Below are 16,947 nucleotides of genomic sequence, written 5' to 3' on the forward strand. Positions count from 1 at the left end.
ATGACGAAGCCTTATCGTTTCATCCGCATTGCCTTTTGATAGGCAATCAAAAGCCGGGCCCGGAAATGGTCCCACGTGAAATTGTCGACGACGCGCCGGCGTGCGGCCTCGCTCATGCGCGCCACTTTTTCCGGGTGCCGGTACAGCTCCAGGATCGCGGCCGCCAGCTCGCCCACGTTGCCCGGTTGGATAATGATTCCTTCCACCCCATCGTTCACGACGTCGCCCGCTTCCCGGGTAGTAATCTGAGGAAGCCCACAGGCCGCTGCTTCATAAACAACTTTGGCGCTGCCTTCGCATTGCGAGGGAAAAATATGGACCGTCCCCTGGCTCAAATACGTCTCCACGTCGCGCGCAAAACCGACCACCCGGATGTTATCGCGCCAGAATTTTTGCAGATGCGGTTTGGCTTCGTCATGGACTGAGCCAACGAGCCATAACTCCGCGTCTTGAAGATTGAGGCGATGCCAGGCTTCGAGAAGGTGATGAATCCCCTTTCGCTCGATCAGCGCCCCGGAAAAAACCGCCCGGAAAATCGGAGGACGCACTCCCGGCCGGAAACGTTCGACATCCACTCCGCGCGGGAGATAAAACAACTTCTCTTCCGGGAAACCCTGGACCCGGAAAGTGTCGGCCGCTTTCTCGGAAAGAACGAAAAGCAGCGTGGCCAGATCGTACTCTTCCAGGAACCGCTCGCGCGTCTGGAGCAGGTTCTCTTTCCAACGCCGGTCCGCCGCCGGCGGCGTGCTGGGAGCGCGATCGGCCACGACTTTGCCGCGATCGCGATGCCAGGTGGGAATTTCCACGATGGAAGGAATGCCGAGCTTTCGCGCCACTCGCAGCGATTGAAGGCAATCGCCCGACCAGCTATGGAAAAGATCGTAACGCCCGGTCGCCAGATGCCGGGACGCGATCCAGTCCAGGTATTTCTTTTTCGCTCCGTAATAATAAGGGCGGTCGAGAAAAGAAATGAGCCGGACCGGATGCCAGCGAAGGGAATGAATGTAGCGGGCCGGGATTTCGCTCTGCCGGTTATCGTAGGCAACGGCGCGTCCGAGAAATCCGCCGCGATACGAGGCCCGCAAGGTCTCAAAGGCGTCGGTATCCAGGCCAGATCCGCCGATCCGGGCAAAGATCGAGTAGAGCAAATGCCTTGGCAGAACCTCCGACTCTTCAGTCGTGCGGCGCAAAAGCGGAGGGGCGTTTAGTGTTTCACCCACCATCGGCTAACAAGTATTGTGGCGATTGAAGCCAAGTAAAGAGTCCATCTTTTCCCGCAAATGCGTTCCGACCAGTTTACCATAGGATTTGTCCGGCGCGGGTATTCTTCCGGCGGGGGCGCGGAGGCTTACCTGGCACGGCTCGCCAGCGGCGTGGCGGCCGCGGGCCATGATGTCTCGCTTTACACTTCCGGGGAATGGCCCGCCCACGAATGGAATTTCGGGTCCGTGATGCGCCTCGGGGCGACCTCGGCCATCGCCTTTGCCGATGAGCTCGAAAAAATTTACGCGCGCCGGGACTGCGATGTCCTGATGAGCCTCGAGCGCCTCTGGCGTTGTGACGTCTATCGGGCCGGCGACGGCGTCCATCGCGCCTGGCTGGAACGACGCGCCAGGATTGCGGGGCCGCTGCAAAGGCTGAGCCGACTTCTGAACCGGAAACATTCCGCCACCCTCGCTCTCGAGGAATCCCTCTTCGGGAAAGCAGGGGCGAAGCGCGTGATCGCTAATTCGCGGATGGTGAAGGAGGAAATTATCCGGTTCTACGGTTACCCAGCCGAAAAGATCGAAGTCGTTTACAACGGAGTTCCCTTTGAATCGCTTCGTGCCGACACGCTGGATCGGGTGAAAAGCCGGGAGCGTTTCGGATTAGGGAAAGACGAGATTGCAATTCTCTTTGCGGGCTCCGGCTGGGAGCGAAAAGGCCTTCGCTTCGCGGTCGAAGCCATGGAACGGCAGCCCGGAGCGATGCGGCTCCTGGTGGCAGGCCGCGGTGACAGCCGGAAGTTTCCCACAAGTCGGGCCCAGTTTCTCGGCGTCGTGCCGGACATGGCCTCGCTTTATGCCGCGACGGACATCTTTTTACTCCCGACCATTTACGATCCGTTTTCGAACGCCTGTCTCGAAGCCCTGGCCGCCGGGCTGCCCGTCATCACCACTGCGGCCAACGGCTTTTCCGAGATCATGGAGAGCGGTCGCCACGGCACGGTCATAGTCGATCCGGGAAACATCAAAACGCTTCAGGAAGCGTTGCTCTTTTGGGCCGATCCCAGCCGGCGCGATCAGGCTCGCGCAGAAAATTTCGCGCTCGCCGAACGCTTCGATATTTCGGTTAACGTCGCCGAGACGCTGCGGATCCTCGCTCAGACGGCGGCCAGCGCCGCGTCGACGTGAGGGAAAATGATGAAAACCTGGTCCAGCCGGGCCATCTCGAAAATCGGACGGACCTTGTCCTGCAAACCAGCCAGGACGAACTTCCCGCCGTACGCTTCGACGTTTTGCATTCCTTCAATCAGGACGGCCAGCCCTGAACTGTCGATGTAACTGACCGCGGAGAGATCAACCACGAGCCGCTCCGGTTTTTGCTCGATCATCGCCCCAAGCGAGGCCGCCACCCGCGGTGAAACGTGGAGGTCGATTTCGCCTTCAAGGGGCAGAACATTCGGAGCGTCAGGCAGAGTCATAACGGTAAGTGTGAAAACATGTCCTTCTCCCAGGGCGCGTCAATCGGTCACCAGGCGAGGGTTCTCATCACTTCGTCCACATTTGAGAGATCATCAAAAAGAAAGTCGGGGCGGTATTCCGCCAATCGTTCTCGCGGCCATGAGCCGGTCGCCACGGCGACGGTCCGCGCTCCAATCGCTTTTCCGCAGGCAATATCGTGTCCGGTGTCGCCAATGACATCCACCTCTTCCGGACGAAATTCCCAGCGGGCATGCGCCGCCGCGCGACCAACGGCGCAGGGACCCAGCTCGTTGCGGTCATGATGATCGTCGGCGAAGGCCCCGAAGGGAAAGAAACGCCACAGATCGTAGTAGCCGAGTTTCAACCGCGCCCCGCGTTCCAAATTACCGGTGAGCAAGCCAAGGGTCTTGTCCGGTTGCCGCGCCAAATTCTCCAGCAATTCGCGCACGCCCGGCAGGACGCGGCCGTTGCGGTTGGGCAGTTCTTCCGGCAGCAACGCGACGTATCGGTCCAGAAACGCCTCCACGTTTTCGGTGGTCGCGGGTTCGCCGTATTTTTCCATGACTTGATGCGCAATGGCCCGATCGGTGCGCCCGGCAATTTCGACGCCACTCAAATCGCCCTCGCCCCCAAACCAGTCGGCGGTCGCCCGAATCAGCGCATGCTGGCCGGCCGACCCGGTATTCACCAGCGTACTGTCGATGTCCCAGAGAATGAGGCGACGTGCTCCCATAAAAACGAAGCGCACACGGTAGGCGTGATTGCCCATTCGCCAATCGAAATGTCGAGCTCGGAACTGCCGCGAAGAGCCGCCTAGTTCAAATGATAAACTTCGACCATCGCGATGCCCGTAGAGTGATTCCCGCGGACGATCACGGAATAGTTGAACGGGAGCAGCTCGGCGATGATCGCAGCCTCGGCATCGCGCCGCGGCGCCAGCCCGGTGGCGGCAATTTCCGTTTCCTGGGTGTCCCGCCAATTGTCGTTCGCAGCCACGAGCGTACCGTGGGTATCATAGAGTTCCAGGGTCGGATCGGCCATCGTGCCGGAAACCCCTTGGGCGCGCAAGGATGGACCGAGCGCTCGCAAGAGAACCTTGACCTTGCCGTCGCCGGTCGCGTTGATGTCAAATCTCATCGGCTGGCCGTCCTGACCTACAGACGCCCGCGTGCTCACGTTAAGCAGACGGGATTTGGCGCCCTCTTCTAAATCATAGATTTCGAGGAAGCTGCGCGAAGCATTCTCATCGCGGTCGTATGCGACCGCCGTGTAGGTTCCAGGTTCCAGGGTGACAATCAGCGCAGCGTCCTGGGTCCAGAGCGGCACGAGCCCATAATAGGCAATCTCCGGTCCCTGTGTATCACCCCAGTTATCATTTCGCGCCAGCAAATGTCCCTCGTGGTCATACAGTTCCAGGACCGGATCGCGAGTGAAATAGTCTCCATCGGTCGCTTCGATGCGAATGAGAATTTTCTTCACTGCGTTTCCGCCGATAACAAAGCCAAGAATTGGTGTCGGTTTGGTTCCACGCTTAACCGGGTCGGCGCCACGCGTAACCTGTTCGGGTCCACGCATACTCAACCAGGAGGAAATTCTCGCCAGCTTCACGGGCTCGGATTCGAAGACGACGGAAAATTCGTCGTGGGCCACATCCAGCGAAGCAGAGCGCTGATAGCCCGTAAACAGACGCTCGAGAAATCCGAAATTCGATCCCGACACTGGCGTCCAGCCGGGTGCTCGAATAGACCTCGTTCCACTGGGACTGGTGATGGTACCGGTGAAAAAAGGAATTCCGTCCGTGTATCCTCCATGCAGCCGCATGACGTAGGGACCGGAAGTCGGCGTGAGTTCCTGAGAAGTGATCCATCCAGCAATGCTGAGCAAGCCACGCTGATTATTTGCTCCCGCGAGATTGTAGTTGAGGATGTATCCTTGCCCGGTGTTGAGGTCGGGATTTGTCCCAAAGGCCCCGAGTCCGACTTCCATGATTCTGGACACACCCGAGCCCGACATGGCCGCTGTAAATTTCGTTGTAACCGTGAAGTTCTGTCCGGCCACGTTGCTCAAGTTGATGCTGGAGGCAATTCGCTTATCGGCGCTAAACAAACTCATTTGGCCGTGATATGCAGTGCCGGACAAGCCCCAGTCCGAGTCAGCGGTTTCGACGAAGTTAAGCGGGACGCCGTTGGGGGGAATGGTGTTGAAATCCTCGAAATAAGGGGCTTCCGCCGCGCGGCCGAGCGGCGCCGCGGCACTGAAGATCAGGATAACGGCCTGCCCGAGGATCCTCCAGGGAGACATTGGCGGCATTGAACCACCTTCGCGCTCGATAAACAAGGTCATTTTCGGGTTGTTCGGTTTCCCGTCCAAGCCAAAGTGGCAGAGTGATTACGCCCACTTCCGTTAAAGCAGCCCTCGCCAGCGCCGCGCCGCTCTACGGCATCCAGGTGCGGGGGTGGGTCCGCACCCGGCGCGACTCGAAGGATTTTTCGTTCATCGAACTCAACGACGGCTCGTGTCTGCGCAGTCTTCAGATCATCGCGAAGAGTGCGCTGGCGAATTACGCGGACATCCAGCGGTTGCAGACCGGCGCGTCGATCGTAGTCCGCGGCGATCTCATTGCCTCGCAGGGAAAAGGCCAGGCGTGGGAAGTGGTGGCGAACGAGATCGAGATCGTCGGGGCGTCAGATGAAACCTATCCGCTCCAGAAAAAGGGACACACCCCGGAGTTCTTGCGCGAGATCTCACATCTGCGTCCCCGCTCGAATCTCTTCGGCGCCGTGTTTCGCGTGCGCAGCCGGCTCGCTTTTGCCATTCACCAATTCTTCCAGGAGCGCGGATTTGTTTACGTCCATACGCCCATCATCACCGGAAGCGATTGCGAGGGCGCCGGCGAATTGTTCCGGATCACGTCACTCGACCTGAAGAACCCGCCGCGACGCCAGGACGGCTCGATTGACTACGCGCAGGATTTTTTCGCGCGCTCGACCTACCTGACCGTTAGCGGACAACTTGAAGCCGAAGCGTTCGCCTGCGCGTTGACGAACGTTTATACCTTCGGCCCGACCTTTCGGGCGGAGAACTCGAACACCTCCCGGCATGCCAACGAATTTTGGATGATCGAGCCGGAAATGGCGTTCTGCGACTTGCAATGCGACATGGATCTCGCGGAGGAGATGGTGAAATATTTGATTCGCGACATCCGCTCAAACTGTTCTGAAGACCTCGGGTTGTTCTCGAAGTTCGTCGACAAAGATCTCATGGCCCGGCTCGATTTCGTGATCGAGAGGCCGTTTCAACGGATTACCTACACCGACGCGGTCGAACTATTGAAAACGAGCGGCGAGAAATTCGAGTTCCCGGTCGCCTACGGCGCTAACCTCCAATCGGAACACGAGCGCTGGCTTACCGAAAAACACTTCAAATGCCCGGTGACCGTTTTTAATTATCCGAAGGAGATCAAGCCGTTCTACATGCGGTTGAACGACGACGGGAAGACCGTGACCGCGATGGATGTTCTGGTCCCCGGAATCGGCGAGATCGTCGGCGGCAGCCAGCGCGAAGAGCGGCTCGATGTGCTGGAGGAAAACATGCGCCGGCACAAGATGGACCCGGCGGATTACAAATGGTACCTGGACCTGCGCCGCTACGGAACCGTGCCGCATGCCGGTTTCGGTCTTGGTTTCGAGCGCATGCTTATGTTCGTCACTGGCGTGTCGAACATCCGCGATGTCATTCCGTTCGCGCGCACGCCCGGCAGCGCGGAGTTTTAAGCTTTATCCCAACAAGACAAAGGAGAACATCTACGACCCGATGACTATCATGAAAGCCAAACCAAACTCCGCGATCCACGTCGCCCGCCCCACCGCCAATCTTGACGGCTTTAAGCCGTCAAGATTCCTGATGCCTTTTTTTGCCGTAGTGATGATCAACTCGATGGCCGGTGCCGCTGAAGATCTCGGGCCCATCAAGGCGGAGATTACCAAGCGCCACGACGAAGCCGTGAAGCGATTGCAGGATTGGATCAAGCTGCCGTCGATCGCAGCGGAGAACCTGAATTCTGCCGAGGGCGCCGAATATATGGCGAAGCTCGCGAAAGAAGCCGGCTTCCAGCAGGCCACGGTGATTCAAACAGAAGGCAAACCGGGTGTGTTCGCGACCCTCGATGCCGGCGCCAAGAAAACGGTCGGCCTCTATTTCATGTATGACGTGAAGCAATTCGATCCGAAGGAGTGGACCTCACCGCCGCTGGATGCTGCGATTGTCGAAAAACCGAATCTTGGCAAGGTCATGATCGGCCGCGGGGCGGTGAACCAGAAGGGACCCGAAGCTGCCTTCCTGGCCGCGCTGCACGCCATCAAAGGCGCGAACAAAAAGCTGCCCGTGAATCTGGTTATGGTCGCGGAAGGCGAAGAGGAAATCGGCTCCCCTCATATCGGGCAAATCGCGCTCAAGCCCGAAGTGAAGACGGCGCTGGAGAAAACCGTGGGCGTTTTCATGCCCTCGGCCTCGCAAGGCCTGGATGGCGTCGTCACAGTGAGCCTCGGCGCGAAAGGCGTGATCGAATGCGAGCTGACTTCAAGCGGCGAGAAATGGGGCCGCGGCCCGGCGAAGGACATTCATTCCTCGCTCAAGGCGATGGTGGATAGCCCAGCCTGGCATCTGGTGAAAGCGCTCGACACGCTCGTGTCGGCGGACGGCAACGACATCATGATCGACAATTACCCGAAGCCGCGAGCGCTCACGGCCGAGGAAAAGAAGATGATCGCCGACGCTTCCAAGCGGCAGGACGAAGCGCAGCGGAAGAAGAGCCTCGGTGTGCAGCATTGGATCAACGACCTCCCTTTTGATCAGGCGCAGGAGCGGCTCGAATCGCAACCGACCGTGAACATCGAAGGTTTGGTCGGCGGTTACACCGGCCCCGGCGGCAAGACGATCCTGCCGCACAAGGCCGCGGCTAAAATTGATTTGCGGCTCGTGCCCGGAATGAAAGCGGCCGACGCCCTGGCGGCGCTCAAAGCGCATCTGCAAAAACGCGGATTCGGGGACATCGAGGTGAACATGACCGGCGGTTATGATCCAACCACCACCCCGGCCAATGCTCCGCTGATTCAGTCACAGGTCGCGGTGCTGAAGGCAGCCGGAATCGACCCGGTCCTGTGGCCGTGGAATGCCGGTTCGTATCCGGGCTACGTTTTCACCGGTGAGCCGCTGAAACTGGCCTCCGGCCATTTCGGTCTCGGCCACGGCAGCGGCGCCCATGCTCCCGACGAATATTACGTCATCGAATCCACGAACCCGAAGTTCCAAGGCTTCGACGGTGCCGCAATGTCGTTCGTCGAGTACCTATACGAGCTCGGGAAGTAGAACCCAATGATCGGCGGCTTAAGCCGCCTGACTATTTCGCAGGCGGTGTGGACAGCCCTGCTCCTTGAAGCGACGAGGCTTTGAAAGACCAGTCTGCCGCAAGCGGCTGTCTTACGGTCACCTTAAACAGGCGGCAGCCGCATGGGTACGCCGAGAAGCCGACGGCGGTGGCCCGAACAGCCTACTGAGGGGGCGGAACCGGCGCAACGGGTACGCGATGCTGTTTCAGCGCCGCATTGAAAAGGAATTCGGGTGCACGAGTTATTTCAAAACCGTCTTCCATGGTAAGACGACCTGTTTTCGCATTGGGACCGAATACATACAGGTTTTGGCACTCGAAGCAGATCGACAAAACAACGGTGGACGTGCCGGTCCGGACATAAAGACCGTGGCGAGGGATATGACACAGAGCGCTTCCGTCAGCGGACCTGGCACTCCTCGCCAGCGCAGTTATCAAGGCCTGCTGCTCTGCGGGATCGGTGATTTCCGCATACCCAGAAACGTCAGGTCGTTTGTAGGGTTCCCGCTCGAATTCATTCAAGTCGGAGTCCGGTTGCGCTTCTTTCTCCGGTTCGACGTCGCTCGATCCTCTCGGCTCTTTCCGAAGGAGTTGCCAATCGTTGCCGTATCCTGCCCGCATCTCTTCTTCGGCAATACCGTTGACGGTTTTTCCTAAACTGTTCGCGATGCTGACCGACATCGGTTTATCATCCTCGCCCATTCGGACAAATGATCCCTCCCCGTTGTCGTAAAAGTCGTCTGGCAAAACGATTTCGTTCGGCCCCACCTGCCTATACCCTTTTCTTGATTCCAACCGTTTTCGGTGCATTGGGTCGATAGAATAAAGAACCATCCGCGGATTCGAGCGCAGGAGTTTTTCTAGCTTACCAGCGGCCTGCCGCTGGCCGACCGTATGGCGGACGGTATAGTGGATTCCGAATCCGTAATGGGAGGCGCACGGAACGAAAAGGGCGGCTGCGATGATTGCAGGAATTAGAAAGCGCAGAGTGGATCGCGCTGGATGGAGAGCAAGAACTGGCAGCCAGAGAAAGAGCGAGCTGGCTAGAAGGAGCCAAATATCAAAGATAGCATCCGGTCCCAGGTAATTGGCCAAGGCGGAGCCCGCTCCAAGATGAATGGCCAGGACTACGCCGCTGTGGAGAACGGCGATACAACTGAGAATACGATACGTCCGAATCTGGGAGGCGCTCGCGGTCATAACAATCCCGGAATCTTAGATCATTCGCCGTGCGATTGAAAAGCCCGACAACCTGTGAGCGAAAATCCTCCTTCATTGTAATGACGGTCCCGCGGCCGTGCGATCGGCGTAAGTACGCGTGGCAGCAGATCGCGCGTTTGTACGCCGACAGAGCGGCGTCGCTACAACAAGGCATCGACGGTCTGAGACCGCCGCTACAGCTACAGAAGAGTTACTTCTTCTTGCCTTCGCCGGGCCGGTAATCTTCCTCGGCGGCTTCGAACGCTTTCTCGAGGCCGACCATGTCTTCGCCTGGGCGCAGATTGTCGAACGCTTCGGATTCGCGCTTGAGTTCTTCCTCGGAATAATTCGCGGCCTTGATCGAGAGACCGATTCGGCGCTCGACTTTGTCCACCTTGATGACGCGGGCTTCGACTTCCTGTCCAACCTTGAGCACGTCCTTCACCTTCGCGACGTGATCTTCGCTGAGCTGGGAAATGTGAACGAGGCCGTCGATGTCGTCCTGCAATTGCACGAACGCGCCGAAGCTGGCCAGCTTCGTCACCTTCCCGGTGACGAGATCGCCGATCTTGTACTTCGTGTCGATTTCCTTCCACGGATCGTCGCTCAGCTGTTTGATGCCGAGGCTGATCCGCTGATTCACCTTGTCGATGTCGATCACCACCGCTTCGACTTCGTCGTTCTTCTTAAAGACTTCGCTCGGATGATTGATCTTCCGGGTCCAGCTCAAATCGGAGACGTGGATCATCCCGTCGATTCCATCTTCCAGCTCCACGAACGCGCCGTAGGCGGTCATGTTACGGATCGCGCCTTTCACATGGCTGCCAATCGTGAATTTCTTCTCGATCTCATCCCACGGATTCGGCTCGAGCTGGCGCAGGCCGAGCGAGATTTTCTGCTCTTCCTTGTTTACGCCGAGCACGACGGCTTCGACTTCCTGGCCCTGCGTCAAAACGTCGGAAGGACGCATGATGCGCTTGGTCCAGGACAATTCGGAGACGTGAATGAGGCCTTCCACGCCTTCCTCCAGCTCCACGAAAGCGCCGTACGGCACGAGGTTCGTGATCTTGCCTTTGACGTGCTGGCCGGCCGGGAACCGCTCTTCGATCTGGTCCCACGGATTCTTCTGGGTCTGCTTCAGGCCGAGGGAAACGCGCTCTTTCTCCTTGTTGATGTCGAGCACGATCACTTCCAACGGCTGGCCCACTTTGAGAAGCTCGCTCGGGTGTCCGAGGCGTCCCCAGGTCATGTCGGTGATGTGGAGGAGGCCGTCCATGCCATCGAGGTCGATGAACGCACCGAAGTCGGTCAGGTTCTTCACGCTGCCCTGGACCCGGTCTCCCACCTGCACGCCTTCGAGGAACTTCTGGCGCTTTTCGCTCCGTTCCTGCTCGATCAGCTCGCGCCGGCTCAGGACCACGTTTTTCCGGTCGTCGTTGATCTTGACGATCTTGAAGTCGTAGGTGTTCCCGACGAACTGCTGCAAATCCTTGGGCGGAATGATGTCGATCTGGGACGCCGGCAGGAACGCTTCCACGCCGATGTTCACCATGAGCCCGCCTTTGACGACGGACTTCACTTTGCCCTTGATCAATCCATCGCCGGCAAACACCTGGGCGATCTTGTTCCAATTCTGGCGGTAAGCGGCCTTTTCCTTGGAGAGCACGACCATGCCCTCGTCGTTTTCGAGGCGCTCGAGGAGCACTTCCACTTCGTCGCCAACTTCCATGGACTCGATGTCCTCAAACTCCGAGGAGGGAATGACCCCTTCCGATTTGTAGCCGATATCGACCAGGACTTCTCGCGGGCGAATCTCGAGAACGCGTCCTTTGACGATGCTACCTTCTTTGAACTCGCGGTACGAGTTCGCAAGCAAATCCTGCATTAACATATGGGTGAGTTTTTACCGCACGCGGCGCTGGGGCCGCTTTCTGGCTGTCACGCAGGCGCTCCTTACGCCCGGCAGCCCAGAAAGGGGGAGCGGAATAATAGCCTGAAAGCAGCCTGGGTCAACCGGGGAGACGGGCCTCCTTTTCCCTCGTTGTCCTGGCCGTCCCCGTCCTCCTGGTCGTCCTCGTCCTCGTCCTCGCCATCGGCTTGGTCGCCGGCACTCGAGCACGAGCACGAGGACGAGCACGAGCACGAGGACGAGGAGGAGGACGAGCACGAGGACGAGGAGGAGGAGGACGAATCTGCCCTACCAACCTGCCGCGCCTCCTTGAGCCCCGCCAAAATCTCCCCATATTGAACATGTCCGTCGTAGCGTGTCCCTCGCTCTTAACCGGACGTTTCGAATGAAAAACCTGGTTTTTGTCGGAATCTTTGCCTTCGCCACCTCGCTTTTCGCTGCTTCGCCCGCGGAACAGCAGCTCGCCGAGGCGATCAAGGCGCCGAACCTCAGCGTGGTCCATCTCTGGGCGCCCTGGTGTTCGAATTGCCAGGCGGAATTGAAGAGCGGCGGCTGGCTGAAAACCGTGAAGGAGCACCCGGACGTGAAATTCTATTTCGTCTCCGTCTGGAACAGCGGGGAGGACGGCAAGGCGATGCTCACCAAATATGAGCTGGCCGGGCAGCCAAATGTCACCATTCTCGCGGACCCGGGCCCGCGGAAAGGGGACGGCAAGATCAAGCGCTTCCTCGACCTGCCCTTGAGCTGGATTCCGACGACCTGGATTTACAAAGGGGGCGATCTTCGCTACGCGCTCAATTACGGCGAGATCCGGTTCGACGTTCTCAATCAGATGTTCGCGGACAGCAAATCGGAGTGGTAATCCTTTTCGCATGAGCCTTTTGCACGCCGACCCCCAACAAAAGCCACCTTCGATTCTTTCGTTGATCGGCGACACCCCGCTGGTCGAAATCACGCGACTCGACACCGGCGTCTGCCAGCTTTTTCTCAAGCTCGAAAACTACAACCCGAGTGGATCGATCAAGGACCGCATCGCCCTCTCGATGATCGAAGCCGCGGAACGCGATGGCAGATTGCAGCCGGGCGGGACCATCGTTGAAGCGACGGCCGGGAATACCGGGCTGGGCCTCGCGCTGATCGGCGGCGCGAAAGGCTATCGCACCATCCTGGTGATCCCCGACAAGATGTCGCAGGAAAAAATCGCTCACGTCCGAGCGCTCGGCGCCGAAGTGCGGCTCACCCGCTCCGACGTCATGCGGGGGCATCCTGAATACTACCAGGACATGGCGGCGCGGCTGGCCTCGGAAATTCCCGGCGCCTTTTACGTGAACCAGTTCGGCAATCCCGCGAATCCGCGCACTCACGAGAAAACGACCGGCCCCGAGATCTGGGAAGCAATGGGACACCATCTGGACGCCGTCGTGTGTGGCGTCGGTTCCGGCGGCACGATCACGGGTCTCTCGCGCTTTTTTGCCCGGGTTCAGCCGAACCTCGAGATGGTGCTGGCCGATCCCGCCGGTTCGATCCTGGTCGATTTTGTGAAGACCGGAACCGTCGGCAGCGCCGGAAGCTGGGCCGTTGAAGGGATCGGAGAGGATTTTGTCCCGGACATTGCCGACCTGTCGCGAGTCGCGGAGGCTTACACGATCGACGACGCGGAAAGCTTCGCCACCGCGCGCGAGCTCCTGCGGAAGGAGGGGATTCTGGCCGGTTCCTCATCCGGCACAATGCTGGCCGGCGCCCTTCGTTATTGCCGCGCCCAGACCGAGAAAAAACGGGTCGTCTCTTTCGTGGCCGACGACGGGAGCAAGTACCTCTCGAAGATGTACAACGACTTCTGGATGGCGGAGCAGGGATTTGTCCGACGCCCGGCCCAGGGCGACTTGAGCGATCTCATCAGCCACCGTTACGAGGCTGGCGAAGTCATCACCGTCGGCCCAGGCGACTCTTTGTTAACGGCGGTCAAACGGATGCGGGCCGCCGATGTTTCCCAGGTCCCGGTGGTTGATGAAACGGGGAAGGTGGTCGGGCTTTTGGACGAATCCGACATGCTCGTGAAAGTGCACCAGGATCCCGAGCGTTTTAATCATGCCGTCCACACCGCCATGACGGACAACTTGGAAACGCTTTCGCCGACCGCGAAGATGGCCAATCTCCTCGAGGTTTTCGAACGCGGCCGCGTCGCCATCATCATGGACGGTGACACATTCCTCGGCCTGATCACGCGGAGCGACCTCCTCTCCTATCTCCGCCGCCAAATGCCTTCATGAAACCGCGGATTACGCGGATGACACGGATGAAGAAAAACATTCAGGCATCTTCGGTTCCCCTTCCCCATCCGCGATATCCGCGTAGTCCGCGGTTCGAAAATTCTTTCCCATGAAAAAGCAACACGACATCGCGACGCGCGTGATCCACGCCGGCCAATCGCCCGATCCCTCGACCGGCGCGATCATGACGCCAATTTACCAGACCTCGACTTACGTTCAGGAGAGTCCGGGCCGGCACAAAGGCTACGATTATTCGCGCTCGATCAATCCCACTCGCAGCGCCTACGAACGTTGCATTGCGAATCTCGAGAGCGGCACGCGCGGATGGGCTTTCGCTTCCGGCCTCGCGGCCATGGCTACCGCCCTCGACGGCCTCGACTCCGGTTCGCATGTGCTCGTGAGCGACGATCTTTACGGCGGCACTTTCCGCCTTTTCGAACGCGTCCGGCGCCGCTCCGCTAATCTCGATTTCACCTTCATCGATATGAGCGATCCCGCGAAAATCGAGGGAGCCATGCGGCCGAACACGCGCATGGTCTGGGTGGAAACCCCGAGCAATCCGCTCCTGAAACTGATCGACCTCGAAGCCGTGGCGAAAATCGCGAAGGCGCACAAAGCCATCAGCGTTTCCGACAACACCTTCGCCAGTCCCTGGATGCAGCGGCCGATCGAATTCGGATTCGACATGGTGGTCCATTCCGCGACGAAATATCTGAACGGCCATTCCGACATGGTCGGCGGCGTGATTGTCGTCGGCGAGAACAAGGAGCTCGGCGACCAGATCGCGTTTCTCCAGAACGCAGTCGGCGCGATTGCCGGACCGTTCGACAGCTTTCTCGCAATGCGCGGATTGAAGACGCTGGCGTTGCGCATGGAGCGGCATTGCGAAAACGCGCTGGAGATTGCGCGCTGGCTGGAAAAGGAACCGAAGGTCGAGAAAATTTACTACCCCGGATTGGAACAGCACCCGCAGCACGAGCTGGCGCGTAAACAGATGCGCGCCTTCGGCGGAATGGTCACGATCGTTTTGAAAACGGACCTTGCCGGCACTCGCCGCTTCCTTGAGAACACGCATCTCTTCTCGCTCGCGGAAAGCCTGGGTGGCGTCGAAAGCCTGATCAATCATCCCGCGATCATGACCCACGGATCGATCCCGCCGGAGATGCGGCAATCGCTGGGAATCACAGACTCGCTCGTCCGGCTCTCGGTCGGCGTCGAAAAGGTCGATGACCTCATCGACGACCTGAAAACCGCCTTCGCGGCGATCTGAGTTGTAACGACGGCGCTCTGTCGCCGTAAACACGCTTTTTGGAAGGACGCGCGTTCGCACGCCGACCGAGCGGCGTCGTTACAACTAGACAGTCCGCGGTCGTAGACGGCCGCTACAGGCCCGTCTAAGATGCCGCCAACATGGGCAACACCTTCGGCCAGCTCTTTCGCGTCACGACCTGGGGCGAATCCCATGGCGGCGGGGTCGGGGTCGTGATCGATGGTTGTCCGCCGCGGCTTCTATTGAGCGAAGAAGATATCCAGCGCGAGCTGGATCGGCGGCGGCCCGGCCAAAGCGCCATCGTCACCGCCCGCGACGAAGCGGATCGCTGCCAGATTCTCTCCGGTGTTTTCGAAGGCCAAACCCTTGGCACCCCGATCTCCATCATGGTCCTGAACAAGGATGCGCGGCCGGAAGCGTACGCCGAAATGAAGTCGACCTACCGCCCATCCCACGCCGATTTCACTTACGAAGCCAAGTACGGAATTCGCAACTGGCAGGGCGGCGGTCGCTCCTCGGCGCGCGAGACCATCGGCCGCGTCGCCGCCGGCGCCGTCGCGCGCAAGGTCCTGGCGAAATTATTCCCCGGCTTCGAACTAATGGCATACGTCACCGACGTATATGATGTGATCACGCAAATTGATCCTGCGGCCGTGACACGGGAGCGGATCGAGGCGAATGCGGTGCGGTGTCCGGATCCAGCGGCAGCGGAGAAAATGATCGCGGCGATTGAAAAAGCGCGGGAGGACGGCGACTCGTTAGGCGGAACGATCGGGTGCGTCGCGCGCGGCGTTCCAGCCGGCCTGGGCGAGCCTGTTTTCGACAAATTGGAAGCCGATCTCGCCAAGGCGATGCTCAGCCTGCCGGCCTCCAAGGGCTTCGAAATCGGGACCGGGTTTTCGGCGACCAGAATGAAAGGATCGGAGCATAACGACCCGTTCGAGATGCGCGACGGCAAGGTGCGCACCGCGACAAACAATTCCGGCGGCGTGCAGGGCGGGATCAGCAATGGGGAAGAAATTTTCTTTCGCGTCGCTTTCAAACCCACCTCGACGATTGCGCGCGAGCAAAAGACCGTCACCGCGGCGCAGGAAGAAATCACCCTTGCCGCCCGGGGACGCCATGATCCCTGCGTCCTTCCCCGCGCCGTGCCAATCGTAGAGGCGATGGCTGCGCTCGTGCTTTGTGATCACGCCCTGAGGCAGAAAGCCATTGCAGATTGAAGATTTCAGATTGCAGATTTTCTTATGACGCCCAATCCGAAGATCAATCTGCAATCGGCAATCTGAAATCTGCAATCCCATGACCGCCGGCTCAGCCCTTTGGCAGACCGTCTTCCTTTCGTTCGCGGCCGTGCTGCTTTTGTTCGAGGTGGTGCGCGGATGGCGCCTCGGCCTTCTCCGGCAGCTCGCGCGTGGCGCCGCTATCGTCGCCGGTTATGCCGCTGCTTATTTCGGCGGCGACCTCCTGCTACCGCTTCTTCGTCCCATTTTGAAATGGCCGGACTTCCTCATCTCAATGCTCGGCGGCGCACTTCTCGCCCTCGTAGTTTACGGCGTCATCGCCAGCCTGGGGTCAATTCTCTTCAAACGGACCGCGCAACAAAGCTCCGGGACGGTGCGGCTAGTCTACGGCCTTAGCGGTGCGCTGGCCGGCCTTTGTTTTGGCGCTTTTTTCATCTGGCTCATTCTCGTGGGAATCCGGTCCGTCGGCTCCGTTGCCGAAGCCCAGGTAAATGCGCGTCCAAAAACGGCTGCGACGCCGAACGCCGTCTCTCGTCCCCTCCGTCCCTCGCGGCGGGAAGAGCCCCCGCCTTCCTTAACTCAAATCGACGCCGATTCCCTTACCACCTTCATCGCGCGACTGAAGAACTCCGTCGAATTGGGTCCTGTCGGTGATGCCGTGAAGAAGACCGACGTCACGCCGGCCAGTGTCTACCAAACTCTGCATGATGTTGGGACCATTTGCGCGAACCCGGAGAGCGCCCAGCGCTTTCTCAGTTTTCCCGGCGCGGTCGAATTGAGCCAGCATCCAAAGATCATCGCGCTCCGGGACGATCCCGAGATCGCCGCTTTGATTTCGCAAGGCCGCGTTCTCGAACTACTCCAGCACCCGCGAGTGCTCGACGCGGCGAACGATCCCTCTCTCGTGGCAAAAGTGAAACAGTTCGATTTGAAGAAGGCGCTCGAGTTCGCGGCAAAAGGGGAAGAATAAAATTGCAGATTGCA

At 59.2% G+C, this 16,947-nt stretch carries 14 protein-coding genes; 8 read left to right on the top strand and 6 right to left on the bottom strand.

All coding sequences use genetic code 11. The features are described 5' to 3' along the window. Window positions 1–11: 11 nt before the first annotated feature. Complete coding sequence (locus VJU77_17175; GenBank protein HKP05084.1) at window positions 12–1,223, bottom strand: glycosyltransferase family 4 protein; 1,212 nt, start codon at window positions 1,221–1,223, stop codon at window positions 12–14. A 57-nt stretch (window positions 1,224–1,280) separates the two neighbouring features. On the opposite strand from VJU77_17175, the gene VJU77_17180 reads away from it, so the two are divergent. Then, a complete protein-coding gene (locus VJU77_17180) occupies window positions 1,281–2,393 on the top strand; it encodes a glycosyltransferase family 4 protein (protein ID HKP05085.1) in 1,113 nt (370 codons plus the stop codon). Here the strand turns inward: VJU77_17180 and VJU77_17185 are convergent. Genes VJU77_17185 through VJU77_17195 form a run of 3 tightly spaced genes read right to left on the bottom strand, consistent with a single transcriptional unit; the run spans window position 2,363 to window position 5,027 of the window. Next, complete coding sequence (locus tag VJU77_17185; protein ID HKP05086.1) at window positions 2,363–2,683, bottom strand: STAS domain-containing protein; 321 nt, start codon at window positions 2,681–2,683, stop codon at window positions 2,363–2,365. The two genes, VJU77_17180 and VJU77_17185, sit on opposite strands and share 31 nt — an antisense overlap. A gap of 47 nt (window positions 2,684–2,730) precedes the next feature. Continuing rightward, a complete protein-coding gene (locus tag VJU77_17190) occupies window positions 2,731–3,453 on the bottom strand; it encodes an HAD hydrolase-like protein (protein ID HKP05087.1) in 723 nt (240 codons plus the stop codon). Window positions 3,454–3,497: 44 nt separating this feature from the next. After that, entirely contained in the window at window positions 3,498–5,027 is a 1,530-nt protein-coding gene (locus tag VJU77_17195) for a hypothetical protein (protein ID HKP05088.1), read from the bottom strand. Between the two features lie 41 nt (window positions 5,028–5,068). On the opposite strand from VJU77_17195, the gene asnS reads away from it, so the two are divergent. Both asnS and VJU77_17205 read left to right on the top strand, forming a co-directional pair. Next, on the top strand, window positions 5,069–6,457 hold the full coding sequence (gene asnS, locus VJU77_17200) for an asparagine--tRNA ligase (protein HKP05089.1): 1,389 nt from the start codon (window positions 5,069–5,071) through the stop codon (window positions 6,455–6,457). Between the two features lie 49 nt (window positions 6,458–6,506). Further along, window positions 6,507–8,051: a M20/M25/M40 family metallo-hydrolase gene (locus VJU77_17205; GenBank protein ID HKP05090.1), complete on the top strand. Its 1,545-nt coding sequence runs from the start codon at window positions 6,507–6,509 to the stop codon at window positions 8,049–8,051. Window positions 8,052–8,232: 181 nt separating this feature from the next. Here the strand turns inward: VJU77_17205 and VJU77_17210 are convergent, their stop codons facing one another. Together VJU77_17210 and VJU77_17215 are read right to left on the bottom strand one after the other, a co-directional pair. Continuing rightward, a complete protein-coding gene (locus VJU77_17210; protein ID HKP05091.1) occupies window positions 8,233–8,880 on the bottom strand; it encodes a hypothetical protein in 648 nt (215 codons plus the stop codon). Between the two features lie 601 nt (window positions 8,881–9,481). Next, window positions 9,482–11,155: a 30S ribosomal protein S1 gene (locus tag VJU77_17215; protein HKP05092.1), complete on the bottom strand. Its 1,674-nt coding sequence runs from the start codon at window positions 11,153–11,155 to the stop codon at window positions 9,482–9,484. 409 nt (window positions 11,156–11,564) lie between these two features. On the opposite strand from VJU77_17215, the gene VJU77_17220 reads away from it, so the two are divergent. The 5 genes from VJU77_17220 (at window position 11,565) to VJU77_17240 (ending at window position 16,933) form a co-directional block, all read left to right on the top strand. Further along, on the top strand, window positions 11,565–12,041 hold the full coding sequence (locus VJU77_17220; GenBank protein ID HKP05093.1) for a hypothetical protein: 477 nt from the start codon (window positions 11,565–11,567) through the stop codon (window positions 12,039–12,041). A 10-nt stretch (window positions 12,042–12,051) separates the two neighbouring features. Then, window positions 12,052–13,449: a cystathionine beta-synthase gene (locus tag VJU77_17225; protein ID HKP05094.1), complete on the top strand. Its 1,398-nt coding sequence runs from the start codon at window positions 12,052–12,054 to the stop codon at window positions 13,447–13,449. A gap of 109 nt (window positions 13,450–13,558) precedes the next feature. After that, complete coding sequence (locus VJU77_17230) at window positions 13,559–14,719, top strand: PLP-dependent aspartate aminotransferase family protein (protein HKP05095.1); 1,161 nt, start codon at window positions 13,559–13,561, stop codon at window positions 14,717–14,719. Between the two features lie 140 nt (window positions 14,720–14,859). Continuing rightward, on the top strand, window positions 14,860–15,942 hold the full coding sequence (aroC, locus tag VJU77_17235; GenBank protein HKP05096.1) for a chorismate synthase: 1,083 nt from the start codon (window positions 14,860–14,862) through the stop codon (window positions 15,940–15,942). A gap of 79 nt (window positions 15,943–16,021) precedes the next feature. Continuing rightward, complete coding sequence (locus tag VJU77_17240) at window positions 16,022–16,933, top strand: CvpA family protein (GenBank protein ID HKP05097.1); 912 nt, start codon at window positions 16,022–16,024, stop codon at window positions 16,931–16,933. The last annotated feature ends 14 nt before the right edge of the window (window positions 16,934–16,947 follow it).

The organism is Chthoniobacterales bacterium, assembly GCA_035274845.1.
Classification (GTDB): Bacteria; Verrucomicrobiota; Verrucomicrobiia; order Chthoniobacterales; family UBA10450; genus AV80.